Raw genomic sequence first — 23,219 nt, forward strand, 5'->3', positions numbered from 1 at the left:
CCCCACACCCCACACCCCCAAAGGGGATGTCATCAATAGTGCTAAGAGCCTTTAATTAACATAAGCATTAATTTTTATGTATTAATTTTGACTAATGGAAACAAATATCCAAGATATATAACATACAATAAAATTAGGTGCAGTTAGCAACAATTTGCTATTTTCTGCGTCTATGCCTTGATGCCAAAAGGAGCGATGGAGGTATTTGGATGTTAGTCATTTTAACGGATGATCAAATCTTTGCCCCTGAGCAGGTTTGCCAATCTTGTGTATTGGCTAGTAACAGTGGACAACCCCGCTGGCATGGGGGGCAACTCCGCTGTGGGCAAGCTATTCGCAAATGGTCCCAACAGCAGCCAGAGCAGTATGAGTGTATGATGGGCTTTCGGATCGCTAATATAAAATAATCTAATTTTTTAGCAAAATTAACCAACTGCGTTATCCTAGGCTCAAATAGCTATTAAAATTTAGCCCTAGGAGAATTTACAATGTCTTGGCGCGGGTCTACAACTGTTCCTGACCGAATTTTCGCTTCTTTACCTTATTTACTGCCTCTAGTAGAGAGTTTGGTATTTGGCAGTTTTCTGTTGAGACAGTTTCCAGTGCTGGAATTGCTGTTTCTACCACTGCAACCAGTTTTATTTATCTACGACAGCTTAGGTTCGATAGGTCAAATAATCGCGTTTTTTGCTTTGTTCTTCCTGGTAGTGAGAAACGAAAAAATCAGTCATTTTATTCGTTTCAACACGATGCAGGCAATTCTTCTGGATATTGTGATTATTTTGTGTTCCATACTACTGCGAATTTTAACTCCGATTCCTGGTGCTGGTTTTGCCATAGAAACTTTGGCCAATACTATCTTTTTAGGAATAGTTGCCGCTGTTGTTTATTCTGTATTCCAGTCTCTGATGGGGCGCTATGCGGAAATTCCAGCCATTTCTGATGCTGTTTATATGCAAGTGCGCTAGATTTTAACGGTTGATTACGCGATTTTCTAGGCGACCAATTCCTTCGATTTCTACACGGATGCGATCGCCTATATTTAATGGGCCTACTCCAAATGGTGTGCCTGTCAGCACTACATCCCCAGGTAATAGTGTCATCACTTGACTGATATAAGACACTAGAAAATCTGGAGGAAATACCATCTCATCAATACAGGCTGATTGGACGGGATGAGGTTCATCATTCAGAAAGGTCTGTAATCTGGCTCCGGGGTTTAATTCTCGGACAATCCAAGGTCCTAAAGGGCAGAATGTATCAAAACCTTTGGCTCTTGTCCATTGAGCATCTTTTTTTTGTAAATCTCTGGCAGTGACATCATTTGCAATCGTATAACCCCAAATTTTGCCTTGGGCTTCCTCTGGTGTACAGTCACAGGTATAGTCGCCTATCACCAATGCCAATTCACCTTCATAGTCCACCCGCTGTGACTGGGGAGGATATTTAATTTCTCTTTCTGAGGCAATTACAGATGTAGGCGGTTTGAAGAAAATCAATGGTTCAGCAGGGACGGAAGTTCCCATTTCCGCTGCATGGTCAGCATAATTCTTACCCACCGCCACAATTTTGGAAGGGGAACAAGGTGCCAGAATTTGATATTTGTCTGGTTCTAAAATTAACTCCGTGGGCTGACCATCTAACCAAGGTGGAGCATCTAAGACTTCCACGTTAAAGGATAATTGCAGCAACCCATAGTAAATTTTGCCTTCTTGACTTTTAACTCGCACGTAGCGTTGCGCCATAACGTTAATGTATATCCTTAAAAGATGCAAATTTTGGCTAATTGGGCTAATGATTTATAGCAATTAGCAGTGCGTTTTTGAGAATGCTTTTATCATCAAAAGTTGATAATTTGGGCTTGTCCTCATGACTCTGACAAATGCTATAAATTGAAAACTGGTAAGATTATAGGATAAATGCTAGAAATTCCATGACTTTAGTCTAGGGATGAAACCCAGCATGAAAATTTATCTGGCTCTTGATTGTGTTAATATAAGATTCCTTGTTGCTTCAGATATTAGTTTTTATCAGTAGCGTCTAGACAATACTTGTATAAAGTAATATCAAGCAGCCTTTTTGTCCATAAGGTGACTAACAATATATGACGATAGTTTACGAGACGATGTACATTCTCCGTCCTGACTTGGGAGATGAACAAGTAGAGCAAGCCGTTAGCAAATACCAGAATTTATTAACTGAGCAAGGTGCCCAGAATATCGAAATTCAAAATCGCGGTAAGCGTCGTCTGGCTTATGAAATCAACAGGCATCGTGATGGCATCTATATCCAGTTTAACTACAAAGCTCCAGCTACAGCGATCGCACCTTTTGAACGTGCCATGAGATTAAGCGAAGAAGTAATTCGCTATCTGACTACCAAGCAAGAAGTTCGTGAAGACAAATCAGCTAAAGAGGCTGTACCTGCCTAAAAGTCAATAGCTACGAGTGCTGAGTGAGGAATCTCACTCATTACTCATCATTTCAGGACTGGTAAATATTGTTTGCATGATAGCCATATTCCTTGTTATGTAGCAATATTGGTTAATTTAACAGCTAATAATCAGTAATTCTAGAGAAACTTGCGTATTTGAACAGTTGCCAATTTATCTTAATTGCGATATGTTTTTCATAAAATAGTGCAGTAAGTGTTTTTCTCATCACATATCACATATAAGGTATAGAGAAAAACACACACAGCATAAATATTCAATTTATTTTACAGACTATCAGCGCAATAATACTTAAGAGATGTAAGCCACTGTGAGCCAATCTGAATCCCCCAATATCCAAGCTCTATCTACTGAAGTATCGCAGTTACGTCAAGAGTTGCAACTTCGAGACCAATTGGTGCAACAACTATCTCAAGAACTGTTCCGTTTGGTCAAGGGAAATACTAATTTTATCCCTCAACGGTCTGAACCTGAGTACGATTTGAGTCAATTGGAAGCTTTAAGAGAGCAACTTCAAGCTGTTGAACAGCAAGTAACATTCTACCAAGAGCAAATTGCATCTCGTGACTCGGAAATTCACCAATTGCGACAGTCGGTTCAAGAACTCACGGATCGTAGTCGGATGTTGGAGCAAGTAGTTCAAGAATTGCCACAGATTTATCGTCGGAAATTTGAAGAACGGATGACTCCAGTCAGAGATAAGGTAGCAATGCTACAACGAGAAAATCGCCAACTACAAGCAGAACTGCAAAGTGTAAGTTATCGGTTAGCACTAAAAACTCGCCACGCAAGTCATAGCGGTATAGATTTACCCAATTTCTCTAGTTCTATATCTGGACAAAATAATGTAACTGCTCCTCAGAATGCCTGAATGTAGTATTAAGGCTTAACAGGCAGTTAAAAAAGCGATCAGGTTGACCGTGTTAGCCTGTGGACTAGATAGTACCGACACTTCTAGAGTCAAGCAGGAAGAAAAAGCTGGCTTTTGTTAGCATTAGTTAGCTTTTTTGTATCGGTGCAAGAAGTTGAATAGGGATCATCCTAAATGTGTAAGTTTATTTTTTGGCAAGAAAGGCAATTGCTCCAAGGCGGGATATGAATCAACTGCAAAGAACGCAAAGGACACAAAGTTAAGAGGGTTTAAGAGAGTTTTTAGTATTGCTGCGTTTATTGTTGCTTGCATTGGGATACTCTCGTTTAATATTACCTTTTGTGTTCCTGATACAAACAATTTTTAACTTTGAATTTTGAATCCCTAGCTGCCAAACCTCTATTTAACCAAATTATATTTTATAGGTAAAATAGAGATCCAGCTTGCTATGGACAGATTTTAAAGGGTTTTCATATCGGATCAGCTATTATCAGGGTAAAAGCTCAAAAATGTTGCTCAACCTGGTTATTTTCCCTGAGCAAATCGAGTTTTAGCCTGCTTTTATCAGACTTTGCTCATTAATGCTAGAAAATATATCTTCGTAATTGTTAACTATCTCAAACACTGAATCCAGATGAGTAAGTTCTAAAATCAATCTCACAGGAGCTTTGACGTTACAAAGAACTAGGCGACATCTGCTTTGGCGTACAGCTTTCAGTCCTTGGACTAGAGGCACTAAACCAGAACTATCCATGAAGTCAACTTCTGCTAGATCGATAACCCAAAGTTGATCAGGGTGAGGGGTTACTCCAGCCATCTGTTCGCTTAAGGCCGTACCAACCTCTAAGTCTATACTTCCTTGTGGTTTGAAGAAAATCACTTGGCGTTCTTGTGTAAGAGTCATGAATTTAACTGGGTAGTTGAACTGGGCAGTTGAAACCTTAAGAGAAGGGATCTTACATCAATAATGTTCAAGCTGTAACAGTGACATTACTGTTTTTGCTTGATTGGTCGGGACTTAATGCAATTGTAGTTGATACAATCTGCCACAGAAATCATAGCTTGTAATTTTGATAGATAACCTCAGTATAAGCATTAATGCTTCAGTATTTCGGTAGTGAATTTTACTGTTATATAAATCTTATGATTTGTGTAGATTTTATAAGTTTTTTACAATTATAAAAGTAGAAACCCACCAGCTAGACTCTGAAATATTGTTGGCTTTCATGGAAAACAAAAGATTTTTGGTAGCGTTTTCATTGACACCCTCACCAAAAACAAGCCAAGATATATTAAACGTAAAAATTTGTAAAGTCGGCGGTGCTGGATGTCTTTTGAGCTAATTTCACTAGAAAACATCCAAGAATTTGCTCAATCATACGGTTATTGGGCAATTTTTTTGGGAATTTTGCTAGAGAATTTGGGCATTCCTCTTCCCGGTGAAACTGTAACTCTAGTAGGTGGTTTCTTAGCTGGTAGTGATGAACTAAATTACTGGCTAGTTCTGGGTGACGCTGTTACAGGCGCTGTAATTGGCGGCAATTGCGGTTATTGGATTGGTAGGGTTGGTGGTTGGCCTTTCCTGCTACAAGTTGGAAAGATATTCCGCATATCTGAAGCACGACTATTAAGTATTAAAGAGCAATTTAGTGAGAATGCTGCTAAAGCAGTATTTTTTGGCCGCTTTTTCGCCTTGCTGAGAATTTTCGCATCACCACTTGCTGGTATAGCGGAAATGCCCTTCGGCAAATTCCTGGTATATAACTTAGCAGGAGCAACTGCCTGGGCGGGTGTAATGGTGACTTTAGCCTTCTTTGCAGGCAGAATTGTTTCCCTAGAACAATTAGTTGCTTGGGTAAGTCAATTTGCTATTTTGGCGTTACTGATCTTAGTTGCTGTGATTGTTGTGCCTATTTGGTGGGAGTCCCGCCAAGTTAAACACATGGGAGAATAGGAGTTCAGGAGTATGGCTAACGCCACGCTATGCCTACGGCACGCTGCGCGAACGCTATCAGGAGTTCAGGAGTTCAGGAGAAAGAATAAATTTTTCTTCCCCTGCCACCCCTGCTCCACAGCCCCCTGCTTCCCCTGCTTCCCCTGCTTTTTACTTATTACTCTGCGCCCAAATGCGGGTAGGTAGTCCCCAGACGTAAATAAATCCTTCTGCGGCTTTGTGATCGAATTGGTCTTCAGCGCCGTAGGTGGCTAAGTCGGGTGTATAAAGGGTGTTATCGCTCCAACGACCAACTATGGTGGCGTTACCTTTAAACAGTTTTAAACGCACAACACCAGAAACTTTTTCTTGTGTCTGTTGAATAAATGCATCTATTGCGGCTTTGAGGGGACTATACCAAAGTCCGTTATATACCAATTTGGTGTATGTTTCTTCGATGCCGCGTTTGTATTGGGTGACATCTGCTGTTAAAGTGAGGCTTTCTAAATCACGATGGGCATTGATGAGAACTACCATTGCAGGTGATTCGTAGATTTCTCGTGATTTGATGCCTACTAGGCGGTTTTCAATCATGTCAATCCTGCCAATACCGTGATTTCCCACGATTTGATTGAGTTGTTCAACTAACTCAACAGGATTTTTGGATGTACCGTTAATGGTGGTAGGAATGCCCTTTGTAAAGCCAATTTCTAGATATTCCGGTTCGTTGGGAGTATCTGCAATGGCCTTGGTCATTTCATAGATTTCTTCTGGGGGTTCATTTGCTGGATCTTCTAACGTACCAGCTTCAATACTGCGACCAAGCAAGTTTTTATCTATACTGAAGGGAGAGGATTTTTTTACGGGTGCAGGAATACCAAATTGCTCACCGTAGGCTATGGTTTGTTCTCGACTCATTCCCCATTCTCTAGCAGGTGCAAGGATTTTCAAATTGGGATTGAGGGCTGTACAGGAAACATCAAAGCGAACCTGGTCGTTACCTTTACCTGTGCAACCGTGAGCGATCGCATCAGCACCGTATTTTTCTGCTGTTTCTACCAGAATCTTAGCGATTAACGGTCTAGCTAGGGCTGTTCCTAGAGGATAGCGATTTTCATAGAGAGCATTAGCTTGAATGGCCGGAAATGCGTAATCTTTGACAAAGCTATCTTTAACATCCGCTACCAGGGATTCACTTGCACCAGATTTGAGAGCTTTTTCTCGTACTGGTTCTAATTCATCTCCCTGACCTAAATCTGCTGCTAGGGTAATTACCTCTTCAACTCCCCACTCTTTTTTTAAGTAGGGTATGCAAACAGAAGTATCAACTCCACCAGAATATGCTAAGACAACCTTTTTGGCGCGACCCATCAGTTTCTCCAGTTGGGAAAACAAACAATGAGTCATTATTATATCTGACTACACAGTATATATTTTAATGATGCAACAGGGATCTAATTAAAAATTTTCAATTCCAAATCAAGAAACCGTGACGTTGTGATATTTGTCATATTCTAAGAATATAAATAATTGCATTTTGGGTGAAACTGTGTTTTTTAGTGTTGTAATTCCTACTTATAATCGCCTACCGATTTTGCAAAAATGCCTGCGTGCTTTGGAATCACAGCAATTGAGAGATGATCACCTTGTCCAAGGTTATGAGGTGGTTTTGGTAGATGATGGCTCGACTGATGGAACTTTGGACTGGTTAGCAGAACATCAAGATGAGTTTACTCATGTACGTTGTTTTGAACAAGATCATGCTGGCCCTGCTGTAGCGCGAAATTTAGGGGTAGAACAGGCGTTGGGAGATACAATTATTTTTATTGATAGTGATTTAGTAGTTTTGTCTAATTTCTTGCAAGCTCATGCTGATGCTTTGCTACAAGGAAAGGAGAAATTAGGCAATGATAGATTTTTTACTTACGGTGCTGTAATTAATACCTGTAATTTTGAAAATCCTACTTCCGAACCTTATAAAATCACAGATTTTTCGGCGGCTTTTTTTGCTACGGGTAATGTCGCTATTCCCAAATATTGGTTAGAAAAAGCTGGTTTGTTTGATACTGGGTTTCAACTTTATGGCTGGGAAGATTTAGAGTTAGGTGTGAGATTAAAAAATTTAGGTTTGCAATTAATTAAATGTCCTGAAGCGGTTGGTTATCACTGGCATCCGGCATTTAGTTTAGCACAAATTCCCAAGTTAATTGATCAGGAAATTCAACGGGGTAGGATGGGTGTTTTGTTTTATCAAAAGCATCCGACTTGGGAAGTAAAAATGATGATTCAAATGACTTGGATTCATCGTTTGTTATGGGGGATTCTGTCTTTAAATGGGTTGTTGAATGAAAAAACGATGGCTCCGTTTTTGCAATGGTTGATTGATTTGGGTAAGCCGCAGTTGGCGTTGGAAATTGCGCGGATTTTTTTGAATTGGTATAATGTGAAGGGGGTTTATCAGGCTTATGCGGAGATGATGAATAAATGATTCTCTCACGCAAAGGCGCAAAGGCGCAAAGGCGCAAAGAGAAGAGGAATATAATTAAGTCATACAAATTAGCAGGGTTTGATTATGCAAACACCGCAAATTAAAGAAGTGCAGTTAGAAGAGGGTGAAAATCTCTATGAAAGTGATTTTTATGCTTGGACTCAACAACAGGTTAATCTGTTGCTTCATCAACAATGGAGTCAACTTGATGTTGTAAATTTGGTTGAGGAGATTTTATCTTTGGGGAGAAGAGAACGTCAAGAATTAAGAAATCGTTTGGGGATTTTACTTGGTCATTTATTAAAATGGGAATATCAACCAAATAAACGCAGTCGGAGTTGGTTAGCAACTATTAGAATTCAGAGACGGGATATTGTAAAGTTACTCCATGAGAATCCTAGTTTACAGTCTTATGTTGTAGAAGCAATTACGGAAGCTTATCAAAATGGGAGAGATTTAGCAGCAGGAGAAACTAATTTACCTTTTACAACTTTTCCAGAACAGTGTTTATATTTATGGGAAGATATGATTAATGAGAGTTTTTATCCTGGTCTTCCTGCGAGTGATGATTTAAAATCATAAACTTTTTATCTCATTGATAAAGCTGTATCATGATCATTAATCGCTCTATATCCCGTAGAAATCCTCATCTAAAATTTGCTCTACTGAAAAAGGACAAGTTAGAGGATATTCACTCTCTTCTGGTACACGAATTCCAAATTTAGCTAATTTACCTTCTTTTATGGCAAGTTTACGAGCATCAGGATAGGCTTTTTCTAATGCTTCTATCAAGAAACTTTTGAGAGATGGGGTATCTGTCAAATTATCAATAACTCGTTGACGATGTTCGACAACGGAACTGTACCAACTTGCTTTCATTGTCTCTGGTACATCATGCTGAATCTTTAATTTAAGCAGGTGAACTAAGAGAATTTTCAGATTACTTTTGAGAGCATTTTTTTCTGATTTACCCAATTCTATTAATTCTTCAATTAAATGCTCAATATCCAGCGATGCAAATTCATGATTTTGTAATTGCTGAATTGTTTGGTCAATCCATAATTGTAAGTCGCGTTCGTACAGCTTGTTAGACATTTTGTAGTTCCGCTTAGTGAATAATTGTGTGTTTATGTTTAATATTTTAGCTGATAATCTTTAAATATGCTCTAAAAATAGGGGAGAGATTAAATAATTTTTCATCGTTTTCTGATTTGGTTAATAAAAATCGTCTGTTTAAAGATTGTATACCGTTAATTACATCTGTTGATGAGGGAGATAATAATTTTTTTATTTCATCTCTGGATAGAAGTTGATTGTTTGGACTGATTTTTAATAGTATTTGTTTTTCAACTTCAGATAATCTCATCCACGTTAAATAAAACATTGAGGTTCTTGCGTAGATTTTATGGTGGTTGAGGATTGATTACCACAAAACCCTTACGGGGCAAGGATTATAAACCATAATGCCAATATTTCCAATGAAATGCCGACACAATAAGGCTTTCAATGATTTTAAACTGGGTTTTCCATAAAAAGTACCGAAGAACCAAAATTCATTTCAAAATTGGATTTATGATATTAGTTATGAAATAGCAAGGTTTTTGGGTACTACAGCATCAAAAGCACAAGAGATAATCAAGAATTTCTTTGATAAATGGTCATTTTAAGTAGTAGAAAATTGTAATGTTTTAGCATTGCTAAACCCCTACGTTATCTTTTGACAAAACCCTTTATTTATAAACATCCCCCCGCGCACCAATAGCCGTGATCAAATATAATTGATTAACGGTATCCTCAATAAACAAAATCCTATATTTACCCACCCTTAAACGACTTTCTTCTCTACCCTTTAATGGTTTGATATCAAGATTTTCTGTTCCTGTTATTAACCCATCCAACGCACGAATAATTCTCACTTGATCTTCAACTCTTAATTTTTCAAGATATTTTTGGGCAGGTTTTAGAAGAATATAATCAAGCAAAATTATCTCCTAATAATTGACGTTTTAACTCCTGCGATGAAATTCCTTTATCTTTTCCTGTAAAATAATCTTGTAATGCAGATGCACTCATATCTAACAATTCATCATCTACATCTTCATCATTGTCATTAATCTGTTGATCAGCAACATTCATTTTCTGAATAAACTCTAATACATAACTTAATTGTTCATCAGGGATGAGACTGATTTGTTTTAATATTTCTTGGCGAATATTGCTAGAATTAGTCATTAAGTACAAATCCTATTTTTAGTAAATGATATTATATTTTATCACAATAAATTATTTATTAAAAATAATTGCCGATCAATATTCACGATCAATTCTCTCCCATAACTCAGAAATAGGTCTAGTTTGACTAGATTTAACTTCTTGAAAAGCTCTTGTTAAACTTTTTTCTATTTCCGCAATGGGAGTATCATCAGGATCATAATCACTTGCTTCTGGTAAGAGAATAATTACCTTCACTTCTTGAAAATCATCAATTCCTAAAGGATAATCTAAGGTTAATTTTCCTTGTTGAATTTTACCTGTCACTTCTAAGGCTTTCATAGTTTTTACCTAGTTTTAGTCATAACCTGTGATTTTCATAAATCGGTAAATCATCGTTTTTCTTCTCTTTCTATCGCTACTAGGGTTTCCATCAAGCAAATACTGGGAATCACAAACTTGAATTTATCTGAAGATTGATAAACAAAATCTCCTAATTCTTTATTTCTTCCTTTGGCAATTGCCATAATTGAATTAGTCTCTAAATAAATAATAATCATAATAATTGTAGCTCCTCTGTAGTGATCTCATCCAAAAGAGCAAGTAAACCAATTTCTTTCATTTCCTCAATGTAAGGAGGATTTTCACTTTTCCAATGATAATCTAAATCTCTTAACCAGGATTGAATTAAGGTGATTAAAGTAGATTGATAGATAATTCCTTCGATACTTTTTGGATTATAAAATCCTAAAACTTTTTTGGTTTCTAATCTCGCTACTTCTGCAAAATTAGGACTTTTAAATATTCTGATTACATCGGAGTTAACAAACATTAAAAAAGGAATATGTTGGTATTTCTCCATTTCTAATATATTCAGTTCTGGGGAAGCATACATGGCAGAAAATCTCACATCAATCATCAAAATAGGTTGATCATCCTTATCTTTCGCCACAATTGCTGGGTCAAAATCAATTGCGGTAGGTGGTTGTATCTTGAACATGGTATTTACCCTCGTTATTCAACAGAGCTAATATTTTGATTATAAATTAATGCTTACTGTATAAGCATATAATTATTTATTTTATGGCTCTATTTTTCTTTTAGTTTATAAATTTGTTGTTCAGCAAACCTACGCCAGCATTAAAAAAATCTAGCTTGACCTAAAAAGTGAACATATTTGTGCTACCCTAGTATAGTTGTCTAAATTCCGCACATCCGGGAATTCGGGTGTTTCCGTTATGGAAATGCACCTGGGTGGAGGTTTAACCCGAATAGGAGTAACAAAATATGCCAGTCGTTTCTTTGGCTCAGATGATGGAGTCTGGAGTTCACTTTGGGCATCAAACCCGACGTTGGAACCCGAAGATGTCTCCTTACATCTACACATCCCGCAATGGTGTACACATCATTGACTTGGTGCAAACAGCCCAGTTGATGGATGATGCCTACAACTATATGCGGACACAAGCAGAGCAAGGAAAGAAATTCTTGTTTGTGGGTACTAAGCGCCAAGCAGCAGGGATTATTGCTCAAGAAGCTACCCGTTGTGGTTCTCACTACATTAACCAGCGTTGGTTGGGTGGAATGCTCACCAACTGGGCTACCATCAAAACTAGAGCAGAACGTCTCAAAGATTTAGAACGTCGGGAAGAAAACGGCGCACTAGATTTATTACCCAAGAAAGAAGCTTCCATGCTGCGTCGGGAAATGGCGAAGCTGCAAAAATACTTGGGTGGGATTAAAAATATGCGGAAAGTACCCGATGTTGTGATCATTGTTGATCAACGCCGGGAATACAACGCTGTTCAAGAATGCGAAAAATTGGGTATTCCTATTGTGTCCATGTTGGATACAAACTGTGATCCAGATTTAGTAGATATTCCCATTCCAGCAAATGATGATGCAATCAGATCAATTAAACTGATTGTCGGCAAGTTAGCTGATGCTATTTATGAAGGCCGTCATGGTCAGCTGGAAGTAGAAACTGATTACGAAGATTACGAAGGCGCTGAGGAAGATTACGATTACGATGAAAGTGAGTACACTGATTCGTTGATTCCCGAAGACGAAGACGAAGAATAAGCAGAAGTAGAGGCGTAATATTATAATACGCCTGCTGAAGAATATCCTGTGAAACTTCATCGCTTTTCTTCACCAGCCCTGAGTAAGATAGAAATACTCAACACCCGTGAGCGATCACAACTCTAGGTCAAGTTAGGAATTGAGGCAACATGGCGGAAATATCTGCAAAACTCGTCCAAGAGCTACGCCAAAAAACTGGTGCCGGCATGATGGACTGCAAAAAGGCGCTGAAGGAAACTGATGGCAATATAGACGAAGCCATAGACTGGCTACGTAAAAAAGGCATCGCTTCGGCGGGTAAAAAAAGCGATCGCATCGCGTCTGAAGGTCTAGTAGACACCTACATTCAGCCTGATGGTCAGGTGGGTGTACTCATAGAAGTAAACTGTCAAACGGATTTTGTCGCCCGTAACGACGCTTTTAAAGCTTTAGTTAAAAACCTGGCACAACAAGCGGCAACTGCTGATAGTATTGAGTCTTTGCTGGCTCAACCTTATATTGAAAATGCCAGCGTAACTGTAGATGAAGCAATCAAGCAAGTGATTGCTACCTTGGGTGAAAATATTCAGGTGCGCCGCTTTGTTAATTTTGCCCCCGCACAAGGTACTCCAGGCATAGTAGACAGCTACATTCACACTGGCGGCCGAGTAGGTGTATTGGTTGAAATCAATGCAAAAACTCCATCAGCTGTGGGTAATGAAGATTTCCAAAGTCTGGCTAAAAATGCAGCAATGCAAGTTGCCGCTTGTCCCAATGTCGAGTATGTCAGTGTAGACCAAATTCCTGCCGAAGTTGTCCAAAAAGAAAAAGACATCGAAATGGGTAAGGAAGACTTAGGTAACAAACCAGAGAACATTAAAGAAAAAATTGTTCAAGGACGAATTGACAAACGCCTCAAAGAAATGACTTTGATGGATCAACCTTACATCCGCGACCAAAGTATTTCTGTAGACGACTTGGTGAAGCAAGTTAAATCTAAAGTAGGTGAAGAAATCCAAGTGCATCGCTTTGTGCGCTATGTACTGGGTGAAGGCATTGAAAAGCAAGTAATTAGCTTTGCTGAGGAAGTTGCTGCTCAAATGGGCGCTGCTAAGTAATTTAGTAGTTAGTCAGTACCGAGTACCGAGTACCGAGTGCTGAGTAACTTCATAACTAAAGTTAGGAAATTGAAGCAAGGACGTATTATTTCTCGTGCTTTGCATCTCGAAATAACAGGTCTAGCAAGTTTTGCTGACCTGTATTTTATTAATAGTTATACCAATTAAAAATTAAAAATTAAAAATGGGAAACGTCTGATTTGATCATGGTTTTTCAGGTTCAATCGTTTGTATTCTTGGTTAAAATTGGTATTACAATGGGAATCAAAACTCTAATTTGATAATTATTTTTACTTAAAATCTTACATTTACGCCAAAATAAGGTTCAGGTGGACACAACAAAAAGTTATGGCGAGAGCAATTGAGCGAATAGAACAAGATATTGCAATGCAAAAAGAGGCGATTAGAGCGATCGCCACGGAACTCCACAGCAATTATCTTAGTTATTTAACTCTTCTGGGAACAGCTTTACAAAAACAGTTGATTTTGGCGGTTTATCACCTTTGTACTCAAGGATATCCTGACAAATTTCTCAAGTTGTCACTAAATCAACGCCAACAACTGCAACAAGGCATTCGCAAATTAGGTCAAAAAGTTGCCCAACAGTTGCTGGTTTATATAAATGGAGAAGTGACTGAAGAAACTGAGGAACATGAGGGACATGGGGAACATGGGGAACATGGGGAACATGGGGAACATGGGGAAGTTCAGGAATCCCCAGAAATTGAAGAGAGTGAAAATAGTTCCTTAGCTGATAGCAATCCCCCATTAACAGAAACTGCCAATACGGAGACTGCCTCAGCACAATCAAAAATTCAAAATCAAAAATATTTAGATCCCTCCAACCCCATAGAACTAGCACAATGGCATCAAGATTTAGAGGCAGGAATTCAAGAGACACTAAAACAAGTTTCCCATGATGCTAATTCTTTACTTCAAAAAGCTGGGATTTTACCCAAAAAATTACCAGAACCGATTTTAGCAGCAGCGGCAGCAGCCTCAGAAGCTTCTGCGGAAATGATACCAGGTCCACCAAACCTATTGAGTATAGTAATTGAAATTAGTAATGAGCAAGAATCAGATGAATCCAGCTTAACGCAGCTGATGACTGTTAACTTGCGACTGGGAGAAATTGAATTTGCAGACTCCACACTCTTGTCAGGACGCAAACAAATCCGTAACATTTTATTACAACTGAGTAAGCTGGGACGAGATTATCAAAAAAAGCAGCGAGAACTCAAAGTTGCAGAAGCAGAAGCGGCTTGGCGTTCCAGTTGGTTTGAGGACTAGCACCGCAAAGCGAAAGTCAAAAGTCAAAAGTCAAAAGTCAAAATGTCAAGAATTTCTGCCTATTCCCTATTCCCTGTTCCCTATTCCCTTGAATAATGACTAATGACACTCCCGATTGGATTAGATTGCATAAAGCCTTGACTGTAGAGGCTGAATCTGGGTTTACAGATTTGGTGGGTAAGCAATACCGCTTCAGTGAATTTCTCAGCTTGACTTTTGGGAAATTCCCCCAAGATTTGCCACCAAAAGAGCGATCGCGTTGGCATCAAATAGCGATGCAATTTGCTGAGTATCCAAATTGGAGTGTAGAATTTAGACAGCACTTAGTGGCAGAAGTCAGAAGATATCTCTATCAATTACAGCAAGAATTGGAGGAGGGTGAGCAAAAAGAGATGGGGAGAATATCCCCACCTTCCAGTTATCAATCTCCTCATCACCAATCGAAATTTAAAACAGTAAATACCACAGCCCCAATTGTTAACGAAGTTAGTAGGCGATTAGCTCCTAAAATTGAGCAAAAACTCAGTGATTTACCAGAAATTGGCATTAGAAAAGCTGAGAATTTGGCAAGGTTAGATTTACTAACTGTGCGTGATTTGCTGTTTTATTATCCTCGTGATCATATTGATTATGCGCGTCAAGTTAATATTCAAGAATTACAGGGCGGTGAAACAGTAACGATCATAGCGACGGTAAAGCGGATTAATTGTTTTACTAGCCCTAAAAATAAGAAGTTATCAATTTTAGAACTGCTGCTGAAAGATAATACAGGGCAAATTAAAGTTAGTCGTTTTTATGCTGGAGCGCGTTTTAGTAGTCGCGCTTGGCAGGAAAGTTTAAAACGTCGCTATGCTGTGGGTAGTGTGTTGGCGGCTTGTGGGTTGGTAAAAGGTGGTAAATATGGTTTAACTTTGGATAATCCAGAATTAGAAGTGTTAGCAAATCCAGGAGATGTGATTGATTCTCTAACTATTGGCCGGGTTGTGCCGATTTATGCTTTAACTGAGGGAGTGGTAGCAAATACGGTCAGACAAGCTGTAATTGCGGCTTTACCTGCGACGGCGCATTTAAAAGATCCTTTACCTAGTGGGTTACGGAAAAAATATGATTTGATGGAATTGAAGGATGCAATTTCTAATATTCATTTTCCTAAAGATAGTGATACTTTAAAAACTGCCCGTCGGCGTTTAGTTTTCGATGAATTTTTCTATTTGCAAATTGGTTTATTACAAAGACAGAAACAAGCAAAAGCAATTCAAACTAGCGCCGTGCTTGCACCGAAAGGCAAGTTATTAGAACAATTTAACGAAATTCTCCCTTTTAAATTTACCAACGCACAACAAAGAGTTATTAACGATATTCTTAATGATTTACAAAAACCTACACCCATGAATCGTTTAGTTCAAGGTGATGTGGGTTCAGGTAAAACAGTGGTAGCTGTAGTGGCGATTTTAGCCGCTATTCAATCCGGTTATCAAGCAGCTTTGATGGCTCCGACTGAAGTATTAGCAGAACAACATTATCGAAAATTAGTTAGTTGGTTTAACTTGCTACATTTGCCCGTTGAATTATTAACAGGTTCGACAAAAACAGCAAAAAGGCGAGAAATTCATGCTCAATTAGAAACGGGTGAATTACCTCTATTAGTGGGAACTCATGCTTTAATTCAGGATAAAGTCAATTTTCAACGTTTAGGTTTAGTTGTGATTGATGAACAGCATCGGTTTGGGGTGGAACAACGAGCGAAATTACAACAAAAAGGCGAACAACCTCATGTTTTAACCATGACTGCAACTCCCATTCCTAGAACTTTGGCGTTAACAGTGCATGGTGATTTAGATGTGAGTCAAATTGATGAATTACCACCAGGAAGACAAGCAATTAAAACCACTTTATTGACTGGTCAGCAACGACCCCAAGCTTACGATTTAATGAGGCGAGAAATTGCCCAAGGTAGACAAATTTATGTGGTTTTACCTTTGGTGGAAGAGTCGGAAAAATTAGATTTGCGTTCTGCAATAGATGAACATCAAAAGTTACAAGAAAGCGTTTTTCCTGATTTTCAAGTTGGGTTATTGCATGGACGCATGACTTCAGCAGAAAAAGATGAAGCAATTACCAAATTTCGGGATAATGAAACGCAGATTTTAGTTTCTACTACTGTGGTAGAAGTGGGTGTAGATGTGCCTAATGCCACGGTGATGTTGATTGAACACGCGGAAAGATTTGGTTTATCGCAATTACATCAATTACGGGGGCGTGTAGGTCGGGGTGCAGCGCAGTCTTATTGTTTATTAATGAGTAGTTCCAGAAGTGCGGATGCTCAACAACGGTTAAAGGTGTTGGAACAGTCCCAGGATGGGTTTTTTATCTCGGAAATGGATATGCGTTTTCGCGGACCTGGGGAAGTGATGGGGACTAGACAATCAGGTGTAGCGGATTTTACTTTAGCTAGTTTGGTGGAAGATGAGGATGTTTTGCTGTTAGCGCGACAAGCAGCAGAGAAAGTGATTGATATGGATGCAAGTTTAGAGCGTTGGCCGTTGATGAAGGATGAGTTGCAGTATAGATATGCGCGGTTAATGGGTGGAGCGATTTTGACGTAAAATAAAGTTTATAAATACTAATTATTGACTATGCTACAAAGACTAACACTGAATGGATTCAAGTCTATTAAAAACATGGATCTTGAATTGCGTCCTTTAAATATTTTAATTGGAGCTAACGGAGCAGGTAAAAGTAATCTCATTTCCTTTTTTAAGATGTTAAATGAGATGATGGGCGATAGACTGCAACAATATATTGCTATATCTGGTTATGCTCAATCCCTCTTGCACTTTGGACCTAAGGTAACACCACAAATCGAGGCGGAACTAGAGTTTATTATTGATAATGCAAAGGATACGTACAATCTACGTTTGTTCCATGCCGCAGGGGATACACTGATTTTTGCTGAAGAAAAATTGAGTTACTGGCAAAATAGTTACTCATCTCCAAGGATAGATAACTTAGGTGCAGGACATCAAGAGACAAAAATCAACGAAGCAGCAGACAGAAATATAGAAACAGCTAAGACGCTCAAATTTTTGCTGAACCGATGTCGTGTTTACCACTTTCATGACACATCTTCTACAGCCGCAGTTCGTCAATCCTGTTATGTTGGTGATGACCGCTGGTTAATGCCTGATGCTGGAAATTTAGCTGCATTACTTCTGAGATTTCGCGAAGATCACAATATAGCTTATCAGCGCATTATTAAAACCATCCGTCTGATTGCTCCATTTTTTGATGATTTTGTTCTTGAACCTAGATCGAATCGTGTCATTCTCAACTGGAGAGAAAAAGGCTCAGATCAGGTATTTGGACCACACCAATTTTCTGATGGTACATTGCGTGCTATTTGCCTTACCACATTACTTCTACAGCCAGAAAATGAACTCCCAAAACTTATTGTTGTTGATGAACCAGAACTTGGTCTTCATCCCTATGCTCTCAATGTTGTGGCTGCAATGTTTGGTAAAGCTTCCTATTATACACAAATTCTGATTAGTACCCAATCTACTTCTTTTTTAGATAACTTTAATCCTGAAGATGTAATTACAGTAGATAGAGTAGATAAAGAGTCCCAATTTGAGCGATTACATCCAGAAGAATTAGAGGCTTGGTTAGAAGAATATAGTTTAGGAGAAATTTGGGAAAAAAATATCATTGGTGGAGGTCCACACTAATGGTAAGACTTTATTTATTTGCAGAAGGACAAACTGAACAGACATTTGCATCTATTATCCTGCAACCACATCTGGCTCAATATCAAGTATTTATGCACAACCCTAGACTTATTGCTCATGGAAGAAAAAAGGGTAAGGCTCAACGTGGTGGTAGTGGTTATGGTGATTATCAGCCAATGAAGGATGATATAAAAAGGTGTCTATTGGAAGATAAAAATGCCGATGCTTTCTTTACAACAATGATTGATTTGTATGCAATTCATTATAATTTTCCGGGACTAGAAGAAGCTGAAACTATGCGCCAAAATCCCATCCAAAGAGTCGAGTTTTTAGAAAAAAGCTTTGCTGATGATATTGATGATCCACGATTTATTCCTTATATTCAATTACATGAATATGAAGCTTTCCTTTTTGCTGATCCAACTTGTTTTAATTCCCTGTATGATAACTGCTCAGACAAAGTTGAAATTCTCAAGAATATTGCTGATAGTTATGAAACACCTGAGTTGATTAATGATAGTAGGGAAACAGCACCTAGTAAACGTATCATTGCTCAATTTCCTGATTATGATAGAGCAAAGCCTGTAGTTGGTTCACTATTAGCTGAATCAATTGGACTGGAAACAATTAGGAATAAGTGTCCTCACTTTAATTCATGGCTGTTGCGACTTGAATCATTAACAAGATAAAGTATTGATATACCCAAATTTAACTATGGTATATTTTTGTATCTAATAAATAGGAGGTGTAGTTATGGTTATTTCTCCAACCCACCCACCAAATCCCACAACAGAGGTGACAAACACTCACTTTACTCCAGATGAATATCGAGCGATGGAGGAAACCGCCCAAGAACGCCATGAATATTGTAATGGAGAAATTATTGTTATGCCTGGAGGTTCAGAAGTTCATAGCCGTATTAGTGTCAACATTACTACTTTGCTCAATGTAGCTCTCCGAGATACTGACTTTCAAACTTATAATGGGGACTTAAGAATTTGGATTCCTGAATTTAATCATGGTACTTATGCTGATGTGATGGTGATTAATGGTGAACCGGAATTTAATAATAATCGCACTGATGAAATTCTCAATCCTTTACTAATTATTGAAGTTCTTTCTCCTTCTACTGAAGGTTATGATAGAGGGGATAAATTCAGAAAATATCGCTCTCTTTCTAGCTTTTGTGAATATCTGCTGGTGAGTCAAACAGAACCTTATATTGAGCATTATAGTCAACAGGAAAATTATAATATTTGGCAATTACAAGCTTATGATCAGATTGATAAGTCAGTTTTTCTGCACAGTTTAAATGTGGAAGTTCCTCTGAATGAAATTTATCGGCGGATTAAATTTTAAGTATTTTAAGTAGATGGAAAAAATAAGGACAGGGCAGTTAAGACATCAACCAGATCATAAACCTATGACAATCAAAAACTTTTATGTCTGTCACCTGTCACCTGTCACTTGTACCATACTCTAACTAACATACATAGTCTCACTAAACTCCAAAATATTCCTCTTCATATCCTCCGCTTCTTCCAAAATAGAACCAGGACTGTCACCATTAAAAAATGTCCGCTGACTGCTAACTATATACAAAAACTCCCCATTAATAAAAGCTAATAAACCCCGATAGGCATCTAATCTAATAGCATTACCATTATTTTCTTGCTTAGAAATTGTTGAACCTTTAGGCATATCAACTAATACATAATAATATCCCTTTAAAGTATCTTGTAGATATTCTGTATACTTAATTTCTGCACCTGGAACGTTAGCAAAAATTGCTTGGGGTAGATATTTTTCAATGAGAATTGAGTGGAGATATATTTCCTGTCCTTGAGATTCTATTGTTTCTAAATATTCGGTCGGGAGAGGATAATAATCAATTCTCAGTAAAGTACCAACATCATCAGAAAAGCCAACTATTCCTTCTTGACTTTGAACTCTTCCCCCTTGTTCTGGGGTGACAGGGATGGGAACGATAAAATTACCTAGAGGTGATTGATATACTTGCTGACCAAATTCATCTAAGATTACTGTTTCGTATTCCTGGGGTGGATATTCTTCTTGTTCTTCTGTTTCTTCAATTGCAGCAATTACTTCTTTGATAATTTCTTCGGCTTCTATATCTTCTAATTCTAAGGCTTGCTGTAGTTGTTTGATATAAGGCTGTTTTTGTGTGGGGATAGTCAGGGTTTCGTCATCTAAAAGCATGATGACACCAGCAGCAAAACCATCTAATACTATCTCATCGGAAAGGCTGGCGTTGGCAGTGTTAAATAATGCTCCCAGTCCTTCATCTTGAGCGATCGCTACTAGTCTATCAACTATTTCTAGCATTTCCTCTTCTGAGTATTCGTCAAAAACCTCAAATTCCCACAGAATATCCGCTAAACTTTCTGCATCTAAGTCCTCAACGGAAGCATCGACTATTGCCGTAATTACAGCTATAGCCGCTACCGCTTCTTCTGGACTCAGTGATTCTTCTGATGTTTCTTTGGAATTAAATATTTTATCATACTTAGTCATAATTGCTATCTCCATCAATGCCTATTTAGTAATAACCGATGATACACAGTAACAATTGTTAGTTTAGCAATATCAGGAGCCTTGTCTAGATGTTATTTAAGTTATTTTAGTAGTTTATGTTACTAAATAAAGGGGTAAATTGAAGGAGGGCGTACCGGAGGCGATCGCATTGCAACAATACATGAGGCGAAAATATGAGAAATGTTGCTGACAGCAAAACAAGAAACCATTAATGATTCTGACTTTTTGCTATGGACACAGCAACAGTCATCTAGAAAATTACTTATTTGGTTGAGCAATGGACGCTTCAATATCTTCTAATGTGCGTAATAACAGACGATTTGCTTGTAATTGCCAACCCCATTTTTGAATTCTAAAAGCCCCAACAGTCCCCAGTATGGCTGCTAACAAACATAGAGGTTGATTGAGAGAAATTCCAAATAACAAACCTAAACCTGCAATCCCCCAAAATGGTAAGGCTACAGCTTGTCTTTGCTCCTCTACTATTTCTGCAATTTTACTAGATGGTATTGTAGATAATAATTCTGCTTTTATTTGCCGTTGTTCTGCTAATGATAGAGATAAACTGATCTTGCGGCGCAATTTTTCCATCTTCCGGGCATCAGTGCTGTACTCAGTTAACTCATCTTCTGCCATTTTTAACAGTTTTTCTAATTGTGACATGGTAGATTCTCGGCTCTATTTTATGTACAATCATTATCTCTAATAATTGCTTATTTTTCTCGACTACAGCAAAATGACAAATTCGACCAACAACTAATGACCACGGACTACGGACTACGGACTACGGACTAATTACTAATTACTAATGACTCAACAATGGTTTCGTATCGGTATGACAGCGATATTTATCCTGTCATTTAGCTTACGGTTTTGGGGATTAGACCGATTTAATACCCTTGTATTTGATGAAGTTTATTTTGCTCAATTTGGCAATAACTACCTAACAAGAACTCCTTTTTTTAATGCTCATCCACCATTGAGTCAATATATTATTGGATTGGGAATTTGGATTGGTAATCATATTCCCTTTTGGCAAAATAGCGTCAATGGCTTAACAGGTTCGTTATTATCGCCTTGGAGTTATCGTTGGGCAAATGCTTTTACAGGTTCATTGATTCCCCTAATTGTGGTTGTATTAACTTATCAATTAAGTTATCGTCGTGGTTTGGCGCTATTAGCAGGATTTTTTACAGCTTGTGATGGCTTATTTTTAGTAGAATCTCGCTATGCTTTGAGTAATATATATATAGTTATTTTTGGTTTAATTGGACAATGGTTTTTATTATTAGCTTTGGAAAAACAAAATAAACAACGTTGGTTTTGTTTGGCAATAGCTGGGATTAGTTTTGGCGCTTCCGTAGGTACAAAATGGAATGGTTTATGGTTTCTTACTGGTGCTTATGGAATGTGGATAGCAGCTTGGATAATTCGTTGGTTGCAATCTTTTGCACCATCACCGCGCTTACCTTTATTTTCTTATTTACGTCCTTTCATTTCGCCCAATCATGAACAAGTTAAAAAACAGGTAAATAACATTCAAACACCATTGCAAAATTTGACGCAAATAAATATTTTGCAGATGCTATCTTTTCTAGGAATTATCCCTGGATTGATGTACAGTTTAATTTGGATTCCTCATTTGCAACTAGATCAAAGATATGGATTTATAGAAGTTCATGAGCAAATTTTAAACTTTCATCTTCATTTAGGGGGCAATAATTCTAGTGTACATCCTTATTGTGCTGCTTGGTATAAATGGCCGTTATTAACTCGACCAATGGCTTATTATTACCAAACTGCTGCCAGTTTTAAAGATCCTCTCCCTGTCCTCGGTCCACCTCTACCTTCTGGTACTGGGAAAGTGGTTTATGATGTTCATGCAATGGGGAATCCTTTTTTATGGTGGTTTGCCTTAGCGGCCATGCTATTTTTAGTAGGAATGTTATTTGTAAAAATTGTTCTACCAGGAATACAACAAAAACAAGTTTTTATTTCTAAAAATTTGGGTGTTGATACTTGGATTGGTTTATATATAGTCATCAATTATGCCGCTAATTTTTTACCTTGGGTGAAGGTAACGCGCTGTGTATTTATCTATCATTATATGTGTGCGGTGGTCTTTACATTTATAGCGATCGCTTGGTTTGTAGATCAGTGTCTTCGCAGCTATTATCGGGGACTACGTATACTTGGTCTGACGATCACATTCACTATTATAGTTGCTTTCGTTTTCTGGATGCCCATTTATTTGGGTTTACCTCTTACTACTGATGATTATCGAATGCGGATGTGGTTTAACTCTTGGATTTAATTTAAGCGATCAGGTATCAGCTAAAAGTGTAATTTAGATTTAGCTGAATACTTACAACTGAATTTTGACAGCAAACCCTACTTAACATAGCTACATAAAAAGCGTTTAGTCAATCGCCTGTATTTTACATTTCTTATCTGTATTCCTGAGAACTGCCTGTTACACTGTAAGCAGTTGGCAGATTAGGGTAACTCTAC

Annotated in this window: 26 protein-coding genes; 15 read left to right on the forward strand and 11 right to left on the reverse strand. The window is 38.1% G+C overall.

Translation table 11 applies throughout. The features are described 5' to 3' along the window. The first annotated feature begins 209 nt into the window (after positions 1-209). Positions 210-407 carry a hypothetical protein gene (locus tag A0J48_RS13080; protein WP_200323746.1) on the forward strand — a complete coding sequence of 66 codons (198 nt, stop codon included), beginning with the start codon at positions 210-212 and terminating at the stop codon, positions 405-407. Positions 408-488: 81 nt separating this feature from the next. After that, positions 489-968 (forward strand): Tic20 family protein, encoded by a 480-nt coding sequence (locus A0J48_RS13085; RefSeq protein ID WP_200323679.1) that lies wholly within the window; start codon positions 489-491, stop codon positions 966-968. A 3-nt stretch (positions 969-971) separates the two neighbouring features. On the opposite strand, the gene A0J48_RS13090 is transcribed toward A0J48_RS13085, so the two are convergent. Further along, positions 972-1,745 carry a fumarylacetoacetate hydrolase family protein gene (locus A0J48_RS13090; RefSeq protein ID WP_200323681.1) on the reverse strand — a complete coding sequence of 258 codons (774 nt, stop codon included), beginning with the start codon at positions 1,743-1,745 and terminating at the stop codon, positions 972-974. 359 nt (positions 1,746-2,104) lie between these two features. Here A0J48_RS13090 and rpsF point away from each other — a divergent pair, with 359 nt between their 5' ends. After that, positions 2,105-2,431 (forward strand): 30S ribosomal protein S6, encoded by a 327-nt coding sequence (gene rpsF / locus A0J48_RS13095; RefSeq protein WP_200323683.1) that lies wholly within the window; start codon positions 2,105-2,107, stop codon positions 2,429-2,431. A 331-nt stretch (positions 2,432-2,762) separates the two neighbouring features. Next, positions 2,763-3,323: an Npun_F5560 family protein gene (locus A0J48_RS13100; protein WP_200323685.1), complete on the forward strand. Its 561-nt coding sequence runs from the start codon at positions 2,763-2,765 to the stop codon at positions 3,321-3,323. A 550-nt stretch (positions 3,324-3,873) separates the two neighbouring features. On the opposite strand, the gene A0J48_RS13105 is transcribed toward A0J48_RS13100, so the two are convergent. Then, complete coding sequence (locus A0J48_RS13105; protein WP_200323687.1) at positions 3,874-4,227, reverse strand: STAS domain-containing protein; 354 nt, start codon at positions 4,225-4,227, stop codon at positions 3,874-3,876. Positions 4,228-4,650: 423 nt separating this feature from the next. Here A0J48_RS13105 and A0J48_RS13110 point away from each other — a divergent pair, with 423 nt between their 5' ends. Further along, a complete protein-coding gene (locus tag A0J48_RS13110; RefSeq protein ID WP_200323689.1) occupies positions 4,651-5,277 on the forward strand; it encodes a DedA family protein in 627 nt (208 codons plus the stop codon). 150 nt (positions 5,278-5,427) lie between these two features. Here the strand turns inward: A0J48_RS13110 and A0J48_RS13115 are convergent, their stop codons facing one another. Beyond that, on the reverse strand, positions 5,428-6,627 hold the full coding sequence (locus A0J48_RS13115; protein ID WP_200323691.1) for an argininosuccinate synthase: 1,200 nt from the start codon (positions 6,625-6,627) through the stop codon (positions 5,428-5,430). A gap of 178 nt (positions 6,628-6,805) precedes the next feature. Here A0J48_RS13115 and A0J48_RS13120 point away from each other — a divergent pair, with 178 nt between their 5' ends. Together A0J48_RS13120 and A0J48_RS13125 are read left to right on the forward strand one after the other, a co-directional pair. Then, complete coding sequence (locus tag A0J48_RS13120; RefSeq protein WP_411841132.1) at positions 6,806-7,744, forward strand: glycosyltransferase family 2 protein; 939 nt, start codon at positions 6,806-6,808, stop codon at positions 7,742-7,744. Between the two features lie 84 nt (positions 7,745-7,828). After that, positions 7,829-8,326: a DUF29 domain-containing protein gene (locus tag A0J48_RS13125; RefSeq protein ID WP_200323692.1), complete on the forward strand. Its 498-nt coding sequence runs from the start codon at positions 7,829-7,831 to the stop codon at positions 8,324-8,326. Positions 8,327-8,371: 45 nt separating this feature from the next. On the opposite strand, the gene A0J48_RS13130 is transcribed toward A0J48_RS13125, so the two are convergent. The 6 genes from A0J48_RS13130 to A0J48_RS13160 form a co-directional block, all read right to left on the reverse strand. After that, a complete protein-coding gene (locus A0J48_RS13130) occupies positions 8,372-8,839 on the reverse strand; it encodes a DUF29 domain-containing protein (RefSeq protein WP_200323693.1) in 468 nt (155 codons plus the stop codon). Positions 8,840-9,474: 635 nt separating this feature from the next. Next, positions 9,475-9,726 carry a type II toxin-antitoxin system RelE family toxin gene (locus A0J48_RS13140; protein WP_234300903.1) on the reverse strand — a complete coding sequence of 84 codons (252 nt, stop codon included), beginning with the start codon at positions 9,724-9,726 and terminating at the stop codon, positions 9,475-9,477. Continuing rightward, a complete protein-coding gene (locus tag A0J48_RS13145) occupies positions 9,719-9,976 on the reverse strand; it encodes a hypothetical protein (RefSeq protein ID WP_200323695.1) in 258 nt (85 codons plus the stop codon). The genes A0J48_RS13140 and A0J48_RS13145 overlap by 8 nt, the downstream gene beginning before the upstream one ends. A gap of 75 nt (positions 9,977-10,051) precedes the next feature. Continuing rightward, a complete protein-coding gene (locus A0J48_RS13150) occupies positions 10,052-10,297 on the reverse strand; it encodes a type II toxin-antitoxin system RelN family antitoxin (RefSeq protein WP_200323696.1) in 246 nt (81 codons plus the stop codon). Between the two features lie 50 nt (positions 10,298-10,347). Then, positions 10,348-10,515, reverse strand: a complete 168-nt coding sequence (locus tag A0J48_RS13155; RefSeq protein ID WP_200323697.1) for a hypothetical protein — start codon at positions 10,513-10,515, stop codon at positions 10,348-10,350. Next, the gene (locus tag A0J48_RS13160) at positions 10,512-10,955 is read right to left on the reverse strand and encodes a hypothetical protein (RefSeq protein WP_200323698.1); all 444 of its coding nucleotides are present in this window, start codon (positions 10,953-10,955) and stop codon (positions 10,512-10,514) included. Before A0J48_RS13160 ends, A0J48_RS13155 begins: the two co-directional genes overlap by 4 nt. A gap of 287 nt (positions 10,956-11,242) precedes the next feature. Between A0J48_RS13160 and rpsB the strand changes: the two genes are divergently transcribed. The 7 genes from rpsB (at position 11,243) to A0J48_RS13195 (ending at position 19,511) form a co-directional block, all read left to right on the forward strand. Further along, positions 11,243-12,037 (forward strand): 30S ribosomal protein S2, encoded by a 795-nt coding sequence (gene rpsB, locus A0J48_RS13165; protein ID WP_200323700.1) that lies wholly within the window; start codon positions 11,243-11,245, stop codon positions 12,035-12,037. Positions 12,038-12,186: 149 nt separating this feature from the next. Beyond that, positions 12,187-13,134 (forward strand): translation elongation factor Ts, encoded by a 948-nt coding sequence (gene tsf, locus A0J48_RS13170; RefSeq protein ID WP_200323701.1) that lies wholly within the window; start codon positions 12,187-12,189, stop codon positions 13,132-13,134. A 348-nt stretch (positions 13,135-13,482) separates the two neighbouring features. Then, complete coding sequence (locus tag A0J48_RS13175) at positions 13,483-14,424, forward strand: hypothetical protein (RefSeq protein WP_200323702.1); 942 nt, start codon at positions 13,483-13,485, stop codon at positions 14,422-14,424. Between the two features lie 95 nt (positions 14,425-14,519). Further along, positions 14,520-17,030, forward strand: coding sequence for an ATP-dependent DNA helicase RecG (gene recG, locus A0J48_RS13180; RefSeq protein ID WP_200323703.1), 2,511 nt, complete (start codon positions 14,520-14,522; stop codon positions 17,028-17,030). Between the two features lie 30 nt (positions 17,031-17,060). Beyond that, complete coding sequence (locus A0J48_RS13185; RefSeq protein ID WP_200323704.1) at positions 17,061-18,152, forward strand: AAA family ATPase; 1,092 nt, start codon at positions 17,061-17,063, stop codon at positions 18,150-18,152. Next, positions 18,152-18,841, forward strand: a complete 690-nt coding sequence (locus A0J48_RS13190) for a DUF4276 family protein (protein WP_200323705.1) — start codon at positions 18,152-18,154, stop codon at positions 18,839-18,841. The genes A0J48_RS13185 and A0J48_RS13190 overlap by 1 nt, the downstream gene beginning before the upstream one ends. Positions 18,842-18,905: 64 nt before the next feature. After that, positions 18,906-19,511, forward strand: a complete 606-nt coding sequence (locus A0J48_RS13195; protein WP_200323706.1) for a Uma2 family endonuclease — start codon at positions 18,906-18,908, stop codon at positions 19,509-19,511. A 120-nt stretch (positions 19,512-19,631) separates the two neighbouring features. On the opposite strand, the gene A0J48_RS13200 is transcribed toward A0J48_RS13195, so the two are convergent. After that, positions 19,632-20,687 (reverse strand): tellurite resistance TerB family protein, encoded by a 1,056-nt coding sequence (locus A0J48_RS13200; protein WP_200323708.1) that lies wholly within the window; start codon positions 20,685-20,687, stop codon positions 19,632-19,634. A 279-nt stretch (positions 20,688-20,966) separates the two neighbouring features. Next, positions 20,967-21,371 carry a hypothetical protein gene (locus A0J48_RS13205; protein WP_200323710.1) on the reverse strand — a complete coding sequence of 135 codons (405 nt, stop codon included), beginning with the start codon at positions 21,369-21,371 and terminating at the stop codon, positions 20,967-20,969. A 145-nt stretch (positions 21,372-21,516) separates the two neighbouring features. Here A0J48_RS13205 and A0J48_RS13210 point away from each other — a divergent pair, with 145 nt between their 5' ends. Continuing rightward, positions 21,517-23,022: a dolichyl-phosphate-mannose--protein mannosyltransferase gene (locus tag A0J48_RS13210; RefSeq protein WP_200323712.1), complete on the forward strand. Its 1,506-nt coding sequence runs from the start codon at positions 21,517-21,519 to the stop codon at positions 23,020-23,022. Positions 23,023-23,219: the final 197 nt, after the last annotated feature.

It is taken from the genome of Sphaerospermopsis aphanizomenoides BCCUSP55, assembly GCF_001586785.1.
In the GTDB taxonomy this organism is placed as follows: Bacteria; Cyanobacteriota; Cyanobacteriia; order Cyanobacteriales; family Nostocaceae; genus Sphaerospermopsis_A; species Sphaerospermopsis_A aphanizomenoides_A.

Coding starts and splice junctions, on each gene's coding strand:
- A0J48_RS13080 (WP_200323746.1), top strand. CDS start 210: ATGTTAGTCATTTTAACGGATGATCAAATCTTTGCCCCTGAGCAGGTT.
- A0J48_RS13085 (WP_200323679.1), top strand. CDS start 489: ATGTCTTGGCGCGGGTCTACAACTGTTCCTGACCGAATTTTCGCTTCT.
- A0J48_RS13090 (WP_200323681.1), bottom strand. CDS start 1,745: ATGGCGCAACGCTACGTGCGAGTTAAAAGTCAAGAAGGCAAAATTTAC.
- rpsF (WP_200323683.1), top strand. CDS start 2,105: ATGACGATAGTTTACGAGACGATGTACATTCTCCGTCCTGACTTGGGA.
- A0J48_RS13105 (WP_200323687.1), bottom strand. CDS start 4,227: ATGACTCTTACACAAGAACGCCAAGTGATTTTCTTCAAACCACAAGGA.
- A0J48_RS13110 (WP_200323689.1), top strand. CDS start 4,651: ATGTCTTTTGAGCTAATTTCACTAGAAAACATCCAAGAATTTGCTCAA.
- A0J48_RS13115 (WP_200323691.1), bottom strand. CDS start 6,627: ATGGGTCGCGCCAAAAAGGTTGTCTTAGCATATTCTGGTGGAGTTGAT.
- A0J48_RS13125 (WP_200323692.1), top strand. CDS start 7,829: ATGCAAACACCGCAAATTAAAGAAGTGCAGTTAGAAGAGGGTGAAAAT.
- A0J48_RS13130 (WP_200323693.1), bottom strand. CDS start 8,839: ATGTCTAACAAGCTGTACGAACGCGACTTACAATTATGGATTGACCAA.
- A0J48_RS13145 (WP_200323695.1), bottom strand. CDS start 9,976: ATGACTAATTCTAGCAATATTCGCCAAGAAATATTAAAACAAATCAGT.
- A0J48_RS13150 (WP_200323696.1), bottom strand. CDS start 10,297: ATGAAAGCCTTAGAAGTGACAGGTAAAATTCAACAAGGAAAATTAACC.
- A0J48_RS13155 (WP_200323697.1), bottom strand. CDS start 10,515: ATGATTATTATTTATTTAGAGACTAATTCAATTATGGCAATTGCCAAA.
- A0J48_RS13160 (WP_200323698.1), bottom strand. CDS start 10,955: ATGTTCAAGATACAACCACCTACCGCAATTGATTTTGACCCAGCAATT.
- rpsB (WP_200323700.1), top strand. CDS start 11,243: ATGCCAGTCGTTTCTTTGGCTCAGATGATGGAGTCTGGAGTTCACTTT.
- tsf (WP_200323701.1), top strand. CDS start 12,187: ATGGCGGAAATATCTGCAAAACTCGTCCAAGAGCTACGCCAAAAAACT.
- A0J48_RS13175 (WP_200323702.1), top strand. CDS start 13,483: ATGGCGAGAGCAATTGAGCGAATAGAACAAGATATTGCAATGCAAAAA.
- recG (WP_200323703.1), top strand. CDS start 14,520: ATGACTAATGACACTCCCGATTGGATTAGATTGCATAAAGCCTTGACT.
- A0J48_RS13185 (WP_200323704.1), top strand. CDS start 17,061: ATGCTACAAAGACTAACACTGAATGGATTCAAGTCTATTAAAAACATG.
- A0J48_RS13190 (WP_200323705.1), top strand. CDS start 18,152: ATGGTAAGACTTTATTTATTTGCAGAAGGACAAACTGAACAGACATTT.
- A0J48_RS13195 (WP_200323706.1), top strand. CDS start 18,906: ATGGTTATTTCTCCAACCCACCCACCAAATCCCACAACAGAGGTGACA.
- A0J48_RS13200 (WP_200323708.1), bottom strand. CDS start 20,687: ATGACTAAGTATGATAAAATATTTAATTCCAAAGAAACATCAGAAGAA.
- A0J48_RS13205 (WP_200323710.1), bottom strand. CDS start 21,371: ATGTCACAATTAGAAAAACTGTTAAAAATGGCAGAAGATGAGTTAACT.
- A0J48_RS13210 (WP_200323712.1), top strand. CDS start 21,517: ATGACTCAACAATGGTTTCGTATCGGTATGACAGCGATATTTATCCTG.